The sequence below is a fragment of the Oceanobacter kriegii DSM 6294 genome (genome assembly GCF_000422845.1).
In the GTDB taxonomy this organism is placed as follows: Bacteria; Pseudomonadota; Gammaproteobacteria; order Pseudomonadales; family Oceanobacteraceae; genus Oceanobacter; species Oceanobacter kriegii.
Genome location: NZ_AUGV01000004.1, coordinates 175701 through 192993 on the forward strand (window position 1 = coordinate 175701; position 17293 = coordinate 192993).

Annotated in this window: 14 protein-coding genes; 2 read left to right on the forward strand and 12 right to left on the reverse strand. The window is 54.8% G+C overall.

Going from position 1 to position 17293, the window contains the following annotated elements; all coding sequences use genetic code 11:
• Positions 1 to 8 precede the first annotated feature (8 nt).
• The 12 genes from G516_RS0103750 to leuC all read right to left on the reverse strand — a co-directional run bounded on the left by G516_RS0103750 (position 9) and on the right by leuC (position 15080).
• On the reverse strand, positions 9 to 506 hold the full coding sequence (locus tag G516_RS0103750) for a CvpA family protein (RefSeq protein ID WP_051218907.1): 498 nt from the start codon (positions 504 to 506) through the stop codon (positions 9 to 11).
• A 152-nt stretch (positions 507 to 658) separates the two neighbouring features.
• Entirely contained in the window at positions 659 to 1213 is a 555-nt protein-coding gene (locus G516_RS0103755) for an SPOR domain-containing protein (RefSeq protein WP_028292533.1), read from the reverse strand.
• Positions 1198 to 2523 (reverse strand): bifunctional folylpolyglutamate synthase/dihydrofolate synthase, encoded by a 1326-nt coding sequence (locus G516_RS20910; RefSeq protein ID WP_036534310.1) that lies wholly within the window; start codon positions 2521 to 2523, stop codon positions 1198 to 1200. Before G516_RS20910 ends, G516_RS0103755 begins: the two co-directional genes overlap by 16 nt.
• A 37-nt stretch (positions 2524 to 2560) precedes the next feature.
• Positions 2561 to 3367, reverse strand: a complete 807-nt coding sequence (gene trpA, locus G516_RS0103765) for a tryptophan synthase subunit alpha (protein WP_028292534.1) — start codon at positions 3365 to 3367, stop codon at positions 2561 to 2563.
• A 316-nt stretch (positions 3368 to 3683) separates the two neighbouring features.
• A complete protein-coding gene (gene trpB, locus G516_RS0103770; RefSeq protein WP_028292535.1) occupies positions 3684 to 4880 on the reverse strand; it encodes a tryptophan synthase subunit beta in 1197 nt (398 codons plus the stop codon).
• Between the two features lie 31 nt (positions 4881 to 4911).
• The gene (locus G516_RS0103775) at positions 4912 to 5565 is read right to left on the reverse strand and encodes a phosphoribosylanthranilate isomerase (RefSeq protein ID WP_028292536.1); all 654 of its coding nucleotides are present in this window, start codon (positions 5563 to 5565) and stop codon (positions 4912 to 4914) included.
• A gap of 72 nt (positions 5566 to 5637) precedes the next feature.
• Complete coding sequence (gene truA / locus G516_RS0103780) at positions 5638 to 6459, reverse strand: tRNA pseudouridine(38-40) synthase TruA (protein WP_028292537.1); 822 nt, start codon at positions 6457 to 6459, stop codon at positions 5638 to 5640.
• 3 nt (positions 6460 to 6462) lie between these two features.
• Entirely contained in the window at positions 6463 to 10374 is a 3912-nt protein-coding gene (locus tag G516_RS0103785; RefSeq protein ID WP_028292538.1) for a FimV/HubP family polar landmark protein, read from the reverse strand.
• Positions 10375 to 10618: 244 nt separating this feature from the next.
• Entirely contained in the window at positions 10619 to 11737 is a 1119-nt protein-coding gene (gene asd, locus G516_RS0103790; RefSeq protein ID WP_028292539.1) for an aspartate-semialdehyde dehydrogenase, read from the reverse strand.
• Between the two features lie 111 nt (positions 11738 to 11848).
• On the reverse strand, positions 11849 to 12925 hold the full coding sequence (leuB, locus tag G516_RS0103795) for a 3-isopropylmalate dehydrogenase (RefSeq protein ID WP_028292540.1): 1077 nt from the start codon (positions 12923 to 12925) through the stop codon (positions 11849 to 11851).
• Between the two features lie 77 nt (positions 12926 to 13002).
• Positions 13003 to 13650 carry a 3-isopropylmalate dehydratase small subunit gene (gene leuD / locus G516_RS0103800; RefSeq protein WP_028292541.1) on the reverse strand — a complete coding sequence of 216 codons (648 nt, stop codon included), beginning with the start codon at positions 13648 to 13650 and terminating at the stop codon, positions 13003 to 13005.
• A gap of 11 nt (positions 13651 to 13661) precedes the next feature.
• Positions 13662 to 15080: a 3-isopropylmalate dehydratase large subunit gene (gene leuC, locus G516_RS0103805; RefSeq protein WP_028292542.1), complete on the reverse strand. Its 1419-nt coding sequence runs from the start codon at positions 15078 to 15080 to the stop codon at positions 13662 to 13664.
• Positions 15081 to 15360: 280 nt separating this feature from the next.
• Between leuC and G516_RS0103810 the strand changes: the two genes are divergently transcribed.
• A complete protein-coding gene (locus G516_RS0103810; RefSeq protein ID WP_028292543.1) occupies positions 15361 to 16236 on the forward strand; it encodes a LysR family transcriptional regulator in 876 nt (291 codons plus the stop codon).
• 68 nt (positions 16237 to 16304) lie between these two features.
• The gene (gene uspE, locus G516_RS0103815; RefSeq protein WP_028292544.1) at positions 16305 to 17231 is read left to right on the forward strand and encodes a universal stress protein UspE; all 927 of its coding nucleotides are present in this window, start codon (positions 16305 to 16307) and stop codon (positions 17229 to 17231) included.
• Positions 17232 to 17293 lie beyond the last annotated feature (62 nt).

Here is a 17293-nt window from a genome sequence, read left to right on the forward strand (position 1 = left end):
CCTCAAATTCAGGACGGGATGGAGGACATCAACTGGTTGGTCGCACCCGGCAGCGTTTTACGCGCCCAGTCTGCCAATAATTCCAGATGAGGTACCAACAGGGATTCTTGCCACCATGGATCTTCAGGAACCACGGTGAATTGCAGGCCGTAGACGATGGCGACCAGTACAACCAGACCGCGAATGGCACCAAATGCCATTCCCAGAACCCGGTCCATACTGCCCAGGCCGGTAAGCCTGACCATCTCGGCAATCAGATGACTGACCATGGTGCCCACGGCAACTGCGCCCAGAAACAGAATCACAAAGGCCGCGATCCAGCGCAGCGAATTCGTTTCCAGATAATCCGTAAGAAGTGTAGCCAGATTTCCACTGAACATGCGGGCAAGCACAAATGCGCCAACCCATACCACCAGCGACAGGGCTTCACGAACGAAACCTCGCTTGAGGCTGATAAGACTGGAAATCAGCAAGACAGCGAGAATGACCCAATCAATAACGGCCATCAGCTATTTACACCACTGGTTTGAAACAAGCGCGCAGTATAGGGATTCGGCTGCATTGCGACAACCAGATGACGGCGCCAATTGACCATTTCACGCCAAAATCCTGTTGAGCCGAATTCAACAGTGAAATCTTCCGAAGGCTGACCAATTGGTCAACCTGCCTTGTATTGTTTGACGCGTAAGTCATCACGCTTGAGCTCTTTGGTGAGCCGCGCACGCAGACTGTCGATGGCTTCGCGCTGTAATTCTGGACCGACAAACACCCGGGTCAGGCCGTCGCCGTCAGAACGCACAAACGACTTGTAGCCTTTCTGGCGCAGGGAGTCACGAAAGCCCTCGGCGTTGTCGCGTTTTGAAAACGCCCCTACCTGAATCATCCAGGCGTAAGGCAGGAATTCTTCGTTTTGAACCGCCTGATCGGCGTTTTGAGTCACCACTTCAGGCACCGGATCATCGGCATCGGCCGTGCTGACCGGCGGTGGCTGCAAATCTTCTTCGGCCTCACCACTGGCCAGCGCTTCCAGATCCATGCGGATGCGCTTCTGGTTTTCGACTTCCGCCCAGTCCGGCATATCCGGCATCGGTGGCATGTCGTCATCAATGGTGAGGTTTTGGCGGGAGCCATCAATCACAATCGGAACTATGACTGCGACAGCCAACACCGTGACTACCGCACCCAGAATCCGTTTGTTCAGATGCTTTTCCATGAGTGAGTTCCAGCCTTTTGCTGCTGATAAATGGTCTTGAGTGCATATTCCACGGTTACAAAAGAACCTGCAACCAACCAGTGCTCACCCTCAGACGCCGTATCGATCACATGGTTCAAGGCTGCTTCAACGGACTCGAACTGTGGCGCCTCAGAAAGCCCTGCGTTGACTGCCAGCGCACGCTCTGCAAGGCCCTTGGCCGACAGCCCACGGGGGCCATCGAGAGTCGCAAACGCCCACTGCCCGGCTTGCGGCAATGCCTTGACCACATCCTCAATGGGCTTATCGGACAACATCCCCAGCAACACACCATCAGCATGATCAACACGACCGGCCAGATACGCCGCCGCTTGCTCATTGTGGGCCACATCGAGGGTGACGCGCAGGGTCTTGCCTTCTGCTGTTTCACACTGCCACTGCTGCAAGCGGCCCGGGACCCGCAGACGACGAACAGCATCAGCCACTTCGTTTTCCGGCATCAGATGCCCTAGCGCTGCCATAGCCTGAACCGCCGTCGCGATGTTGTCGGCCGGGATATGCCCCAGCGGCAACTGCCAGTTGAACACGGTGTCTTCGTCCGGCATCGGTTTGAAGCGAATATCCAAACGGGTTTCGTCCGCTACAACCACCTTGTTGACATCAAAGTCTTCACCGCGCCCCAACCACTTGCCACCAATGGCATCGACGGTCTCACGACCGCGTTTGGGTGGGTTTGGCTGACCACAGATCAGGTAGCTGCCCGGACGGGCGATCGAACATTTTTCGTAGGCGATCACTTCCGGATCATTACCCAGCCATGCTTCGTGATCCAGGCCAATACTGGTGACAATCGACAGATCAGCCTCAACAATGTTGACCGCGTCCAGTCGACCGCCCAGCCCGATTTCCAGCACACAGGCATCGAGGTTCTGAGTTTTGAACCAGGCCAGTGCAGCCAGTGTTCCAAACTCGAAATAGGTCAGCGGCGTATCGCCACGGGCCTGCTCAACCAGCTCGAACGAGCGACACAGGTCGGCATCGGAAATATCGACGCCATTCACTGACACCCGTTCGTTGTATTTGATGATATGCGGGGAGTTATACATCCCTACCCGCATACCTTGTACGCCCAGCAAGGACGACAACAGGGCACTGGTGGTGCCCTTGCCATTGGTTCCTGCAACCAGAATGACCAGGCCAGCCGGTCTGAGGCAATTCAAACGCGCAGCGACCTCGGATACCCGCTCAAGCCCCATATCAATGGCGGCCGAGTGAACGGACTCAAGGTGTTGCAACCAGCGATCCACATTCCAGCTGGTGTATTCGGTCATTCCAGTCATCTCCAACGACATTCCAACAGCAGTACGATCAGGCTTTGTCCATCGCCGTACGCATTTCACTCACCAGCTCGGACACCTGTGCACGGGCCTGTTCCGGCTGTTCGGCATTATCGGCAATGCGATTAACAATGGCAGAACCAACAATCACACCGTCACACACCTGGGCCACCGCCGCTGCGGTTTCGCCATTGGTGATACCAAAGCCAACACCCACTGGAATGTCCACGTGCTTGCGAATGCGCTCCAGGTTGCGGGCAACGTCGTCAACGTCCAGTGCTTTCGAACCGGTCACGCCTTTCAGAGACACGTAGTAGACATAACCGCTACCCGCATGACCAATGGCTTCGATGCGTGCATCGGTAGTGGTCGGTGCGATCAGATAGATCATATCGAGATCACGCTGCTTGAAGAAATCCGCCACATCAATGGCTTCTTCAGGTGGCAGGTCAACCAACAGCACACCGTCAACACCGGCTTCAACGGCATTGGCAGCAAACTGGTCGTAACCCATACGCTCAACCGGGTTCAGATAACCCATCAGCACAACCGGGGTTTCAGTGTTGGTGGTGCGGAATTCTGCCACAATGGCCAGCACGTCTTTCAACGACGTACCGTGCTCCAGCGCACGCTCACAAGCCAACTGAATGGTTGGACCATCGGCCATCGGGTCTGAGAATGGCATGCCCAATTCGATCAGGTCGGCACCGGCTTCTACCAGTGCGTGCATCATTGGCACGGTGGCGTCTTTTTGTGGGTCGCCGGCGGTGATGTAAGGAATCAGCGCCTTTTTGCCCTGTTCTTTCAGGGCAGCAAACAAACCGTTAATACGAGACATTTCTAAATTTCCTGAATTCTGTATTTCGTAGGGCCTTCGCTCACATAAAACACGGAGCCCATCGAATAACCGCATGCCTCTCGGGGAGAACTTCTCTCCCCGGGCGGCGGCCCTCCCCTCTGCCTTGCGCTGACGATTCGCTAACGACATTCGCGGGCGAACTCGCCACGAACACGCCCGGATTCGGCGTCCTGCCTCAACCGGGCTATGCGTCCATCCATGGACGCATGTTCTGTTCGTTCTGGCTCGTATCGGCTCATCGAATGCGCATTATCTGCGAACGCGAATCCGCTTTTCAGAGAGGCTCCTGTGACTGTCAGGCAGTTACGCCGTCCAGCTCTGCAATGGTGTGAATATCCTTGTCGCCACGACCGGACAGGTTCACCACGATCACCTTGTCAGAGCTCATGGTCTTCGCCAGCTTCATGGCATAAGCCACCGCGTGGGAAGATTCCAGTGCCGGCATGATGCCTTCCAGCTGAGTCAGCTTGTGGAAGCCATCGATAGCTTCTTCGTCGGTAGCGGCAACATAGTTGGCGCGACCAACGTCTTTCAACCAGCTGTGCTCAGGACCCACGCCTGGGTAGTCGAGACCGGCAGAGATGGAATGGGTACCCATGATCTGGCCGTTTTCGTCTTCCATCAGGTAAGTACGGTTACCGTGCAGTACGCCCGGAATGCCTTTGTTCAGTGGTGCAGCGTGGTCGTCGCCGTCCAGCCCCAGACCACCGGCTTCAACGCCATACATGGCCACTTCAGGGTGTTTGATGTATGGGTAGAACATACCAATGGCGTTAGAGCCACCACCGACACAGGCAACAACCGCATCTGGCTGACGGCCAATCTGCTCTTCACACTGGCGTTGGGTTTCGCGACCAATGATGCTCTGGAAGTCACGTACCAGCATTGGGTACGGGTGCGGACCGGCCGCGGTACCAATAATGTAGAAGGTGTCGTCAACGTGAGTTACCCAGTGACGCATCGCTTCGTTCATGGCGTCCTTCAAGGTCGCTGTACCGGAAGAAACCGAGTCCACTTCGGCACCCAGCAGCTTCATGCGGTACACGTTCAGCTTCTGACGCTCAACGTCGGTAGAACCCATGAAGACCTTGCATTCCAAACCAAAACGGGCCGCTACGGTGGCAGATGCCACGCCGTGCTGACCAGCACCGGTTTCAGCAATGACTTTCTTTTTTCCCATAAACTTGGCCAGCAACGCCTGACCAATGGTGTTGTTTACCTTGTGGGCGCCAGTGTGGTTCAGGTCTTCACGCTTCAGGAAGATGCGCGCACCACCACAGTGGTTACTCAGACGCTCGGCATAGTACAGCGGCGACGGACGACCGACGTAGTGTGCCAGGTCGTGATCGAACGCTTTCTGGAAGTCTGCATCGTTACGCAGCTTCATGTAGGTTGCTTGCAGCTCGTCCAATGCAGCTGTCAGGGTTTCTGATACGAAACGACCGCCGTGAATACCAAAATGGCCGCGCTCGTCTGGCAGGTTGGCTTCCATAAAAGCCGCATGTGCGTTGTTGGCAGTAGTGTTAGCCACGATACACCTCATTCATAAATGCCTGGATCTTGCTGGCATCCTTGATGCCCTTTTGCAGGCCATTAGGCCCTTCGGCTTCAACACCGCCACTGACGTCCACCGCAAAGGGTTTGACGTCCTGGATGGCATTGGCCACGTTGGCGGGATTCAGACCGCCAGCAAGAATAATGGGTTTTGATAGATTCTCTGGAACCAGCGACCAGTCAAAGGTCTCGCCCGTTCCACCCGGCACGCCGGGTTTGTAGCTGTCTAGCAGCAGAGACAAGGCACCTGGGAAGCGCACGCACGCCTCCACCATGTCCGACGCTTGCCGGACACGGATGGCTTTGATGTAGGGGCGGTTGAATTGTTGGCAAAAGCCATCGTCTTCATCACCATGGAATTGGATTAAATCGATTCTAACGGCATCCAGCACCGATTGCACTTGTTCGACGGTTGGATTCACAAAAAGTGCCGTCACCGTAACAAAGGCCGGAATCGCAGCAGCGATGTCACGAGCCTGCTCGACGGTAACCGAACGCGGGCTGGGCGGATAAAACACCAGTCCAATTGCGTCCGCGCCAGCAGCCACAACCGCTTTGGCGTCTTCTATACGGGTGATTCCACAAATCTTGGCACGGGTGCGAATCTGACCTCGAGCAGGCATGGTCTGGCTCCAATAACGCAAAAGGCCAGAATACTAGCAAATATTCTGGCCTTTCAAACCTTCAAAACCCGCTCAACGGCTGACCGAAAGCGCCGGCTCCAGCATCAATGGACCAAAGGGTTGTGACGGAATGCCAAAGTGTTCCGGGAAACGCACACCAACAAAATGCAGGCCATCACCCGGTGCCGTAACACCTGCAGCGAGACGGGATTTGGCGTCGAGCACGTCTTTCATCCAGTCCGGATCTTTATGACCTTCGCCAATCGGAATCAGGCAACCCATGATGTTGCGCACCATGTGATACAGGAAGGCGCTGGATTCCAGCTCCACCATGATCAGGTCGCCCCACTGTTTGACCTCAATCCGGTGCATGGTTTTCACCGGGGTTTTGGCCTGACAGTCCTTGGCGCGGAATGACGTGAAGTCGTGTTCGCCCAGCAAATGATTAGCCGCCTGCTGCATTTTTTCTGCATCCAGCGGGTATTTCCACCAGGTCATCTGATCGTGCTGCAAGGCCTGACGGTACTTGCTGTTGTTGATCAGATAGCGATAGCAGCGTGCCTGGGCTTTGAAGCGGGCGTGAAATTCCGAATCGACTTGTTGAATCCACTGCACCGACACCGCCGGTGGCGTGTTGGTGTTGATACCCATGATCCAGCCGTAATCACTGCGTTTGGATGTGGTATCAAAGTGGATGACCTGTCGGGTTGCGTGCACCCCCGCATCGGTACGACCTGCACAGGCGACTTCGACGGGGTGGTTGGCAACTTTCGAAATGGCCGCTTCAAGAGCGGCCTGTACGGTAGGCTCGTTGTGGTGTTTCTGCCTCTGCCAACCGTGGAAACAAGCACCGTTGTATTCCACGATGGCAGCGTATCGAAATGTTTCAGACATGGATCAGTTGAGGGAGTCCATCAGGGATTGAGCTTCCTGCTTTTGTTTGTCGTTGCCTTCCTGCAGGATTTCACCCAGCAGCTCACGAGCGCTTTCGGATTCACCCATATCGACATAGGCACGAGCCAGGTCCAGCTTGGTTTCGCTGGCGTCGGTTCCGGCCAGGTATTCAAACTCGTCTTCGGCTTCGGCCAGTTCATCCAGGTCGATAGCGTCGGCAGCGGTGAAGCTGATATTGTCAGCATCCAGCTCTTCTGCGGTTTCAACCGCATCCAGCTCTGGCAGATCCGTCAGCTCAGGGATGTCATCCTCAGCAGCTAATTCCGGAATATCGGCTTCCAACTTGTCTTCAGAGCTATCCAATTCAAGAGCGTCCAGCTCAGGAATTTCCAGGTCAGGCGTGTCTTCAGAAGTCAGTTCAAAGTCTGTGCCGGCATCCAGGGTTTCCAGATCGAACGACTCTTCTTCGTGAACGTCTTCCAGGGCCGGGATCTCTTCTACTTCCGCATCGGCATCGGCATCGGATTCCATGACGTCAGCCAGGTCCATGACATCGGCTTCGTCGCTGTCTTCAGAATCCCATTCCATCACACGGTTCAGGTCATCCTGGCTCAGCTTCGGCGCTTCAACGTCGGAGTTGCCGAGATCGTCCAGTTCGAAATCCAGCGAGTCGAGGTCGAATTCACCGTCGCCACCCAGCAAGTCATCCAGATCGGCCATGTCTTCAACGACTGGCTGCTCAGACTCTGCGCTGTCAGTGTCTTCAGATGCGTTTTCTTCTGCACCGGTTTCTTCGGTATCAGTGACGTCCAGCTCTGGTGCTTCAACGTCGGCCGTGTCGGTCACTTCAGACGCTGGGTCAAAATCGTCCAGTGCAGAGTCCAGATCCGGCAGGCTCAAATCAGCCGCTTCTTCGGAGTCGAAATCGATTTCTGCGATCTCACTTTCGGAAGCGCCTTCAGTAACATTTTCAGAAGTGCTTTCAGAAATTTCTTCTACCGCTGCGTCGACATCATCAGCCGTAAATTCTTCAAGACTCTCGGTCTCTGCAACGGAGAGATCCAGATCACCGGCATCGCTTTCAATCTCATTTTCAAGCGAGTCTTCACCAGCATCAGCAACCGGGTGTTCTTCAGCAAAGGCTTCCAGTTCGGCAGCCAGTTCTGCGTCAGGCTCCAGCTCTGACGGGGATTCTTCGGTCAGCTCGGAGTCGAGGTTGAAATCCAGCTCTTCTGGCAATTTGGAAGTAGCGCCTTCTTCGGCACTCTCCTCAGCGTTCTCCTCAGCACTTACTTCAGTACCGTCCAGCGCTGCCAGATCACCCAGGTCCAGCTCGTCACCAGCAGCCTCATCCAGATCAGATTCGAGTTCAGCCAGCTCTTCGCCGAGATCCAGTTCCAGCAGGTCGTCAGTGCTTTCTTCCAGATCGGAATCGACTTCAAGCGACTCAACAGAGTCCAGACCGTCGATGTCCAGCTCCAGAGACTCCAAAGACTCTTCGCCAGCAACGTCGCTTTCCAGCTCTGCCAGCTCGTCGTCGAGCGAGGTCAGTTCGGATTCTGGCAATTCCAGACCACCCAGATCGAAGTCCAGGCTGTTTTCATCTGCTTCAACTTCATCCGACTCAGTGTTGTCAGCGGCGGCTTCGGCGTTGTCCAGTTCCAGCATTTCGTCTGACAGTTCAAATTCCATCAGATTGTCGATTTCAACTTCTTCAGTCTGCTGGAAAGACGGCGCGTCCTGTTGCTCTGCGTCGTGATCGTCCATTGAAGTCAGATCGAAATCGAGAGAGTTATCGTCGGACGTTGCAAAGTCGGAAGAGAAATCCAACTCGACTTCACTGGAGCCGGCTGTCTGCTCGTCGTCCTGATCCAGAGCGGACTCAAAATCCAGACCCTGATCCAGCATGGCAGCGAAATCTTCACCGTCGTCCATGTTGGTGGTGGTTTCAGTATCAACCGACACAGTGTCTTCTGACGGCACAGCAACCGCAGGCTCGTCCAGACCGCTCTGGAATTCCATATCGAGGTCTTCCAGAGACACTTCGGACACGCCCGCAGCACCGATTGGGCTAGTCAGGCGTCCACGCATCGCTTCCGCAGTTTCCACCTGGAAGTCATCACCAAAGGTTTGCAGACGCTGCTCTTCTTCAGAGAAGGCAATGGCGTCGTCCAGCTCAGCGTACACTTCCAGCAACTTCAGGCTCAGGTCGCCACGGACCGGCTCGTTAGCAATGGCGTTTTTCAGCAGGCCACGGGCTTCGTCAAAGCGGCCGTAAGCAATGTGCTCTTCTACTTCCACCAACAATTCGTCTTCGGATTCCAGGCTGGCAGTGGAAATGTCCACAGCGCTGTCATCGTTGAGGAAGTCCATCGGGTCATCGTGCTGTTCCGGCTCGTCGAAGTCGAAGGAATCGACAGGCTCGTTAACTGCATTCACTTCTTCTACAGCCGCTGCAATCGCTGCTTGTTCCTTGGCTGCTTCATCAGAGTCATCCTTACCAACCAGACGACGCTTGATGGCGGTGTAAATCAGTGCAATCAGCAACAGGATCGCCAGAACCAGACCGCCCAGCATCATCGGATCTTGCAGGATGGTATCGATCAGGCTTGGTGGTGGCGGAACATAGCGCTTCGGTGCAGGTTTACGCTCAACAGGCTGTTGAACTTCCGGCTTGGCAGCCACTTCAGGCTGCGCAGCGGCCTGGGCTTCTGCTTTAGCCGGCTCGACGGCGGCCGGGGCAGCAACTTCTGGTGCTGGCTCCGGTGTAGGCTCAGGCGTTACCGTGGCAACAGGCTGTTGTGCTTCGGCAGTGGCAGCACCTGCTTGCATGCTGGCTAGCTGATCGTTTTTCAGGGTCACCAAACGCTGCAGGGCGGCAATCTGTTCTTCCAGAGCACTCAGACGGTCTTCCAGCTCCGCGTTGTCGCGACGGGACTTGTCGAGATTTTCGAGCGCGATGGCCAGATCATTTTCAAGGGCTTCCTGACGGCCATTACCCTGACCTTCTGTATCACCACTGGCACCGGCAGAGTTTGCGCCTTGCTTGGCATCAGTCACCAGACGTACTTCACCACGACCGTCGGAGCTAGCGCGAGGCGCCACAGACGTGTTGCGACCGGTGGCATCCAGTTGGGCGCGACCTGCCAGTTCGTCGTTCTGGCGTGCCATTTCATTAACCGCTACCTGACGGCTGATACCTTGCACCTGATCGGCACCCGGTATGCGCAGCACTTCAAAGGTTTTTACGCGGTTGATGTTGCCGCCAATAAAGGCATTAGGGTTAGCTTGCTGAATGGCCAGCATCATTTGCTGGGGAGAAACCGATGCATCCGGGCGAGTCGCCAGTGCAATCGCCCACATGGTGTCGTTTGGCTGAACTGTGTAGGTACCTTCAGCACCACTGCCCGCTGGCTGGCGGGATGCCACACCGGTACTCGGCGTGACAATGGAATTGTTCTGACGTTGAACCTGTCCGGTGGATGGCGTTACTGATGGGGCCGCTACGACAGGTTGAAAGCTCTGTTGTTCGAACGTAGGCGGGTCCAGCAGCACGGTGTATTCGCGTACCACGCGACCAGACGGCCAGTTCAGTTCGACCAGAAAATTCAGGAAGGGCTCGGTCACCCCTTCGCGGGTGCTCAATTCAATCTTGTCGCCAGCGACGTTGAATTTGATTTTGGTCAGAAAATAGGAACGATCGACGCCATAACGGTCAAATGCTTCCGCACTGGCCAGTACCGGCTTGATTTCCCACTCGGACAAACCTGCCGAGTCTACGAGTTCGATTTCCGCTTTGAGGGGCTGATTTAGCGCAGAATCGAGCTTCAACTCTCCAAGACCCAGAGCCATAAGCTGACTGGACATCAGAGTACTTCCTACCAGTAGCATGGCGGTTGCAAACAGGCGCTTCATTGGTGCTTCCTTGGTGTCACGAATTGGCTAACAAGCTCGGTTTTCCGAGTATTCCGGATCGGCCCGGAACGATGCACTATTTCGAGTGTTCAAAAATCACGCGTAAGTATTAAGTATAAAAAGTTCCGGTGCAATGTTTTGCACGGTTAAGTAACTATAAAAGTGATATGTAATAAGGGTTTATGAAAGTTTCAGGAAGGGAAATATGAAAAAGCGGGCCGAAGCCCGCTTGTAAAATAAATTTCTATGAACGGTTTAACAAAATACGCAACATGCGGCGCAGAGGCTCAGCGGCACCCCACAACAGCTGGTCGCCAACCGTAAAGGCAGAAATATATTCAGGACCCATATTCAGCTTACGAATACGGCCAACCGGAATAGACAAGGTGCCGGTCACTTTCGCTGGGGTCAGTTCCTGCATGGTGATATCACGATCGTTCGGAATCACTTTAACCCAATCGTTATGCTGAGCCAGGATGGTTTCGATTTCTTCAACCGAAATATCCTTGTTCAGTTTGATGGTCATTGCCTGACTGTGACAACGCATGGCACCAACACGAACACACAAGCCGTCTACCGGAATCTGATCGTCGGAACGACCCAGAATCTTGTTGGCTTCTACCTGCGCCTTCCACTCTTCACGGCTCTGGCCAGACTCAAGCTGGGAGTCGATGTAAGGAATCAGGCTGCCTGCCAGAGGTACGCCAAACTGGGCTTTCGGGTAGTCATCACTGTTGATGAAATCCGCCACCTGACGATCAATTTCCAGAATTGCAGAAGCAGGATCGTCCAGTTTGTCTTTAACATTGGCGTGTACCGCACCCATCTGGCTGATCAGTTCACGCATGTGACGGGCACCGGAGCCGGAAGCGGCCTGATAGGTTTGCGGAGCAACCCACTCCACCAGACCTTTTTCGAACAAACCGCCCAATGCCATCAGCATCAGGGATACTGTGCAGTTACCACCAACGTAGGTTTTAACACCGGCATCCAGACCAGCGTCAATCACGTCTGCGTTGACCGGGTCCAGTACGATGATGGCGTTATCATCCATGCGCAGGGAAGATGCAGCGTCAATCCAGTAGCCCTGCCAGCCCGCTTCACGCAGCTTGCCGTAGACTTCCTTGGTGTAGTCACCACCCTGACAGGTAATAATCACGTCTTGCGCGGACAATGCTTCAATATCAAAAGCATCTTCCAGCAAACCACAATCCTTACCGCCAAACTGTGGCGCTGCCTGCCCTTTCTGGGAGGTAGTAAAGAAAGTCGGCTCGATCAGAGCAAAATCACCTTCGGCTTCCATACGCTGCATCAGCACGGAACCTACCATGCCACGCCAGCCAACCAGACCTGTTTTCAACATACGTCGTTTACCTTGTTCTTTGTAATTGCCGCCCGCTTTGCGCTCTCACCGCTACAGACGACAAAAAACCGCGCAGAGCGCGGTTTTGTTCAAAATTGCGTTATAACCGTATCAAAGTGCGGCTACAACTGCATCACCCATTTCGGTAGTGGATACTTTCTGCATGCCGTCGGAGTAGATATCCGCGGTACGCAGGTTGCTGTCCAGCACCTTGCTGACCGCTGCTTCAATCGCGTCAGCCGCTTCGTTCTGGCCAAGGCTGTAACGCAGCATCATGGCAGCAGACAGGATGGTCGCCAGTGGGTTGGCAATGCCCTGACCTGCGATATCTGGCGCAGAGCCATGACATGGCTCGTACATGCCCTTGTTGTCCTTATCCAGAGACGCAGAAGGCAGCATACCAATAGAGCCAGTCAGCATCGCAGCTGCATCGGACAGGATATCGCCGAACATATTGCCGGTTACGATAACGTCAAACTGTTTCGGTGCACGAACCAGCTGCATGGCAGCGTTGTCCACGTACATGTGAGACAGCTCAACCTCCGGGTATTCCTTGCTCAGTTCTTCCATGATTTCGCGCCACAGCACGGTCACTTCCAGAACGTTGGCCTTGTCGACAGAGCACAGCTTCTTGTTGCGCTTCATGGCCGCTTCAAACGCTACACGACCAATTCGACGGATCTCGGATTCGTTGTACACGTAGGTGTTGTAGCCTTCGCGCTCGCCGTTTTCCAGGGTACGAATGCCACGTGGCTTACCGAAGTAAATACCACCGGTCAGTTCGCGTACGATGAGGATATCCAGACCGGAAACCACTTCAGGCTTGAGGGTAGATGCATCTGCGAGCTGCGGGTACAGAATGGCCGGACGCAGGTTACCGAACAGTTCCAGCTTGGAACGGATATCCAGCAAACCTTGCTCAGGACGCTTGGAACGGTCGTCCAGTTTGTCCCACTTAGGGCCGCCAACAGCACCCAGCAGGATGGCATCAGCCGCCTTGGCTTTTTGCAGGCTTTCTTCTGGCAACGGGAAACCGGTTGCATCAAATGCAGTACCACCAACCAGACCGTGGTCAATGGTCAGATCCAGAGAGAACTTGTCGTTAACGGTGTTCAGAACCTTAACGGCTTCTGCCACGATTTCCGGGCCAATACCATCGCCCGGCAAAACCAATACGTTTTTGCTCATGTTTTTTATCCTGTAAAAAAGCCCGCTGACCGGAATCATCGGGCTGAACCAAATTCAATTAACCGATCGGTATGCGATCAGGCACCGGCGTTAAACAACCAGGGCGCAGATTGCTGACGCTTTTCTTCGTACGCACGAATGTCGTCGGCGTCCTGCAGCGTAAGACCAATATCATCCAGACCGTTCAGCAAGCAGTGCTTGCGGAATGGGTCAACATCAAAGGCAATGTCCTGACCGTCTGGCGTCAGAATGACCTGCTTATCCAGATCAACCGTCAACTGGTAGCCTTCGGAAGATTCAACCGCCTTGAACAAACCGTCCACCACACTTTCCGGCAGAATGATCGGCAACAGACCGTTTTTAAAGCAGTTGTTGAAGAAAATATCGGCAAAGCTTGGGGCAATCACGGCACGGAAACCGAAATCTTCCAGCGCCCACGGGGCGTGTTCACGGGAAGAGCCACAGCCGAAGTTTTCACGAGCCAGCAGCACAGAAGCACCTGCATAGCGCGGCTGATTCAGCACAAAATCCGGGTTCAGCGGACGACCGGAGTTATCGGCGTCTGGCTTACCTTCGTCCAGGTAACGCAGTTCATCAAACAGGTTCGGGCCAAAGCCGGAACGCTTGATCGACTTCAGGAACTGCTTTGGAATGATCATATCAGTATCGATGTTTGGACGATCCATTGGCGCCACCACACCGGTATGTACGGTAAATGCTCTCATGTGTTGGCTCCTCAGAATTCGCGTACGTCGACAAAATGACCGGCAATCGCTGCCGCGGCTGCCATGGCTGGACTCACCAAATGAGTACGGCCTCCATAGCCCTGACGACCTTCAAAGTTACGGTTGGAGGTAGAGGCACAATGCTCACCGGCACCCAGCTTGTCGGCATTCATGGCCAGACACATGGAGCAACCTGGCTCACGCCACTCAAAACCGGCCTCCAGGAAAATCTTGTCCAAACCTTCAGACTCGGCTTGCTCTTTCACCAGACCAGAACCTGGTACAACCATGGCCTGCTTGATGGTGCCAGCCACTTTACGACCTTTGGCCACTTCTGCGGCCTGACGCAAGTCTTCAATACGGCTGTTGGTGCACGAACCGATGAAAACGCGGTCCAGTTGAATGTCGGTGATTTTCTGGCCAGCAGTCAGGCCCATGTACTCATAAGCACGGGTGAAGGCGGAACGCTCAACGTCGTCCTTGGCATCTTCCAGAGCAGGAACCGTACCGTCGATGGTGGTTACCATTTCCGGAGACGTCCCCCAGGTCACCTGAGGCTTGATTTCTTCGGCCTTGATTTCTACCACTTTGTCGAACACGGCGTCTTCGTCAGACACCAGCTCTTTCCAGGCAGCAACCGCCATGTCCCACTGATCATCTTTTGGCGCGAATGGACGGCCCTTGACGTATTCAGCGGTGATGTCGTCAAACGCCACCATGCCCACACGAGCACCGGCTTCGATCGCCATGTTACACATGGACATACGGCCTTCCATGCTCATGGAGCGAATGGCAGAACCACCAAATTCCATCGCATAGCCAGTACCGCCAGCGGTACCGATCACGCCAGTGACGTGCAGAACCACGTCTTTACCCGTGATGGCAGGACCCAGCTCACCGTCGACCTTGATCAACAGGTTTTTCATCTTGCGCTGAATCAGACACTGGGTTGCCAGCACGTGCTCAACTTCGGACGTACCGATACCATGGGCCAGAGCCGCAACCGCACCATGGGTAGCCGTGTGGGAGTCACCACAGACGATGGTCATGCCCGGCAAGGTAGCACCCTGCTCCGGGCCAACTACGTGCACGATACCCTGACGCTTGTCTTTCATATCGAACTGGGTAATGCCGAAGGCGTTACAGTTATCGTCCAGGGTTTTCACCTGAATACGGGAAACCGGGTCCTGAATACCATCGATACCACCAGCACGCTCAGAGGCGTCGGTGGACACGTTGTGGTCCGGAGTAGCCAGGTTGGCAGTCAGGCGCCATGGCTGACGACCCGCAATGCGCAGGCCTTCAAAGGCTTGTGGAGACGTTACTTCGTGCAGCAACTGACGATCGATGTAAATCAACGCAGTACCGTCATCACGTTCTTTCACGACGTGTTGTTCCCACAACTTGTCGTACAGGGTTTTGCCAGCCATGGAGGGCTCCTTGAATCTCTCGTTGTACTGCCGCAGCAGTCATCAAACACCACGGATGCTTTGGCTTGTCTCGGCGACCTGAACGCCACCGAAATACTCAGCGCATCTCTTACCTTGCTTATGCTACGCCTTTCATTGTGCAACACAAATTCATATTTTTTCTGAATTGCATTCCTTTAAGGAATAGAGCAACAATACCCGCGGGCCATGACAGCGCAGCGATACCACCATCCATTGCGAGCCGCCCCAATTCCCTATAAGGCCTGACAGGAGAAGCGTTATGGACAGCCAACAATTGAAAGCGTTTCTGGCAGTGGTTGAGCATGGCTCGTTTTCCGAAGCCGCTGAGCAGTTATTCTTGACACAGTCGGCCGTATCGAAGCGCATCCAGACCCTAGAACAACAGCTCGACACCCAACTGTTTGAACGCCACAACCGCTCCGTCAGTCTGTCGGAGTCCGGCGAGCTCCTTCTACCTCGGGCCAAGCACATCTTGCAGCTGATGGACGACACCCAACTGCAACTGACCAACCTCAGCGGCAGCGTTACCGGCGTACTGTCCATGGCAACCAGCCATCATATTGGCCTGCACCGGTTGCCGCCCTTTCTGAAAGACTTTGCCCGTCGCTACCCGCAAGCACGGCTGGATTTACAATTCCTGGGCTCCGAAGATGCCTACCGGGCCGTTGAACAGCGTAGCGTAGAACTGGCACTGACCACCCTCGATAGCAACGCCAGCGAGCAACTGCAAAGCTGGCCGCTGTGGCAAGACGAACTGCATTTTGTCGTCAGCCGCGAACACCCGCTGGCCAACCGCATCAGGACCAGCCTGGCAGACTTGAGCCAATGGCCAGCGATCCTGCCCGAGAAAGACACCATCACCTATCGACTGGTCGAGCAGCAGTTTATTGAGGGTGGCCAAAAGCTTCATACCAGCATGCCCACCAACTATCTGGAAACCATCAAGATGATGGTCAGTGTCGGGCTGGGCTGGTCGGTGTTACCGCCATCGATGATCGATGACCAATTGATTGTGCTCGACTGCGACCAACCACCACTTACCCGCGAACTCGGCATTATCCATCTGCGCAACCGCCCTCAAAGCAACGCCGCCAACGCCATGATGGCACTCTTGAAATCGACCCCGGATATTTGACGTACAGCATAGTCCGCTGCAGCCAAGCGGCGTATTCTGAAGTTATCTATTCAACGGGAGGACTCGCCATGATGGACATCAACCACATTCTTGTTGTGCTGGATTCCGACCACCCGGAACAGATTGCCCTCGACAAGGCAATCTGGCTGGCCAGTGTCGTTGACGCCGACATTACCTTGCTGACGTCGGTCTACGAGCCCTACTGTGGCGATGAGTCGGCGCTGGATAACGACACCGTCAAACAAATCCGTCAGGCAAGACTGGCCTCTACCCAGCGTTGGATCGACAGCTTCCTGCCCGAAGTAAGCCCCGATGTTCGTAAGGTCAGCACCCGAGTGCTGTGGCACAAGCATTTGCACAATGCGGTACTGGAAGTCACCCACCAGCAGGACTTTGACCTGGTGATCAAGGGCACCCTGCCCCACTCCGTACTGGATCGCATTTTCACTCATACCGACTGGAATCTGATGCGCCACTGCCCAGCGCCCGTGCTACTGGTAAAAAGCCCCGCCCCATGGAAGCACAATCGTCTGTTGGCATCGGTGGATGCTACGACCACAGACGAAGGCCATCAGCTGATCAATGACAACATCCTGTCCTATGCCGAGCATCTGGCTGACCACTTCGAAACCGATTTGCACCTGGTGAATGCCTACCCACAAATCTCTGTGGCCTTTGCCATGGTGCCGGAAGTCACCGCACCGGATGACATTCAGGACTACATCACCGAGCAGCATCAGACCGCTTGTGAAGCGTTGGGTCGTAAGTACAACGTCAATGCAGACCATCTGCACGTTATGGAAGGTGAACCAGACGCCGTGGTCGCCAAAGTCGCTGCCAATATAGAAGCCGACGTTGTTGTTGTAGGCACCGTCGCCCGCTGTGGCGTTGCCGGGGTTTTGATCGGCAACACCGCAGAGCAACTGGTTGATGAAGTGCACTGTGACGTGCTGGTGGTAAAACCACTGGATGGCGTAAAACCGGAAGAAGACTGAACTTGCGCAGACCGGGGGATACGGCTGGCTATGAAACTGGCCAGCCGGTCATTCCGTTGCGA

Bases quoted from the DNA above. Each gene is read 5' to 3' on its own strand.
- G516_RS0103750 (WP_051218907.1), bottom strand. From the start codon at position 506: ATGGCCGTTATTGATTGGGTCATTCTCGCTGTCTTGCTGATTTCCAGT.
- G516_RS0103755 (WP_028292533.1), bottom strand. From the start codon at position 1,213: ATGGAAAAGCATCTGAACAAACGGATTCTGGGTGCGGTAGTCACGGTG.
- G516_RS20910 (WP_036534310.1), bottom strand. From the start codon at position 2,523: ATGACCGAATACACCAGCTGGAATGTGGATCGCTGGTTGCAACACCTT.
- trpA (WP_028292534.1), bottom strand. From the start codon at position 3,367: ATGTCTCGTATTAACGGTTTGTTTGCTGCCCTGAAAGAACAGGGCAAA.
- trpB (WP_028292535.1), bottom strand. From the start codon at position 4,880: ATGGAAGCCAACCTGCCAGACGAGCGCGGCCATTTTGGTATTCACGGC.
- G516_RS0103775 (WP_028292536.1), bottom strand. From the start codon at position 5,565: ATGCCTGCTCGAGGTCAGATTCGCACCCGTGCCAAGATTTGTGGAATC.
- truA (WP_028292537.1), bottom strand. From the start codon at position 6,459: ATGTCTGAAACATTTCGATACGCTGCCATCGTGGAATACAACGGTGCT.
- G516_RS0103785 (WP_028292538.1), bottom strand. From the start codon at position 10,374: ATGAAGCGCCTGTTTGCAACCGCCATGCTACTGGTAGGAAGTACTCTG.
- asd (WP_028292539.1), bottom strand. From the start codon at position 11,737: ATGTTGAAAACAGGTCTGGTTGGCTGGCGTGGCATGGTAGGTTCCGTG.
- leuB (WP_028292540.1), bottom strand. From the start codon at position 12,925: ATGAGCAAAAACGTATTGGTTTTGCCGGGCGATGGTATTGGCCCGGAA.
- leuD (WP_028292541.1), bottom strand. From the start codon at position 13,650: ATGAGAGCATTTACCGTACATACCGGTGTGGTGGCGCCAATGGATCGT.
- leuC (WP_028292542.1), bottom strand. From the start codon at position 15,080: ATGGCTGGCAAAACCCTGTACGACAAGTTGTGGGAACAACACGTCGTG.
- G516_RS0103810 (WP_028292543.1), top strand. From the start codon at position 15,361: ATGGACAGCCAACAATTGAAAGCGTTTCTGGCAGTGGTTGAGCATGGC.
- uspE (WP_028292544.1), top strand. From the start codon at position 16,305: ATGATGGACATCAACCACATTCTTGTTGTGCTGGATTCCGACCACCCG.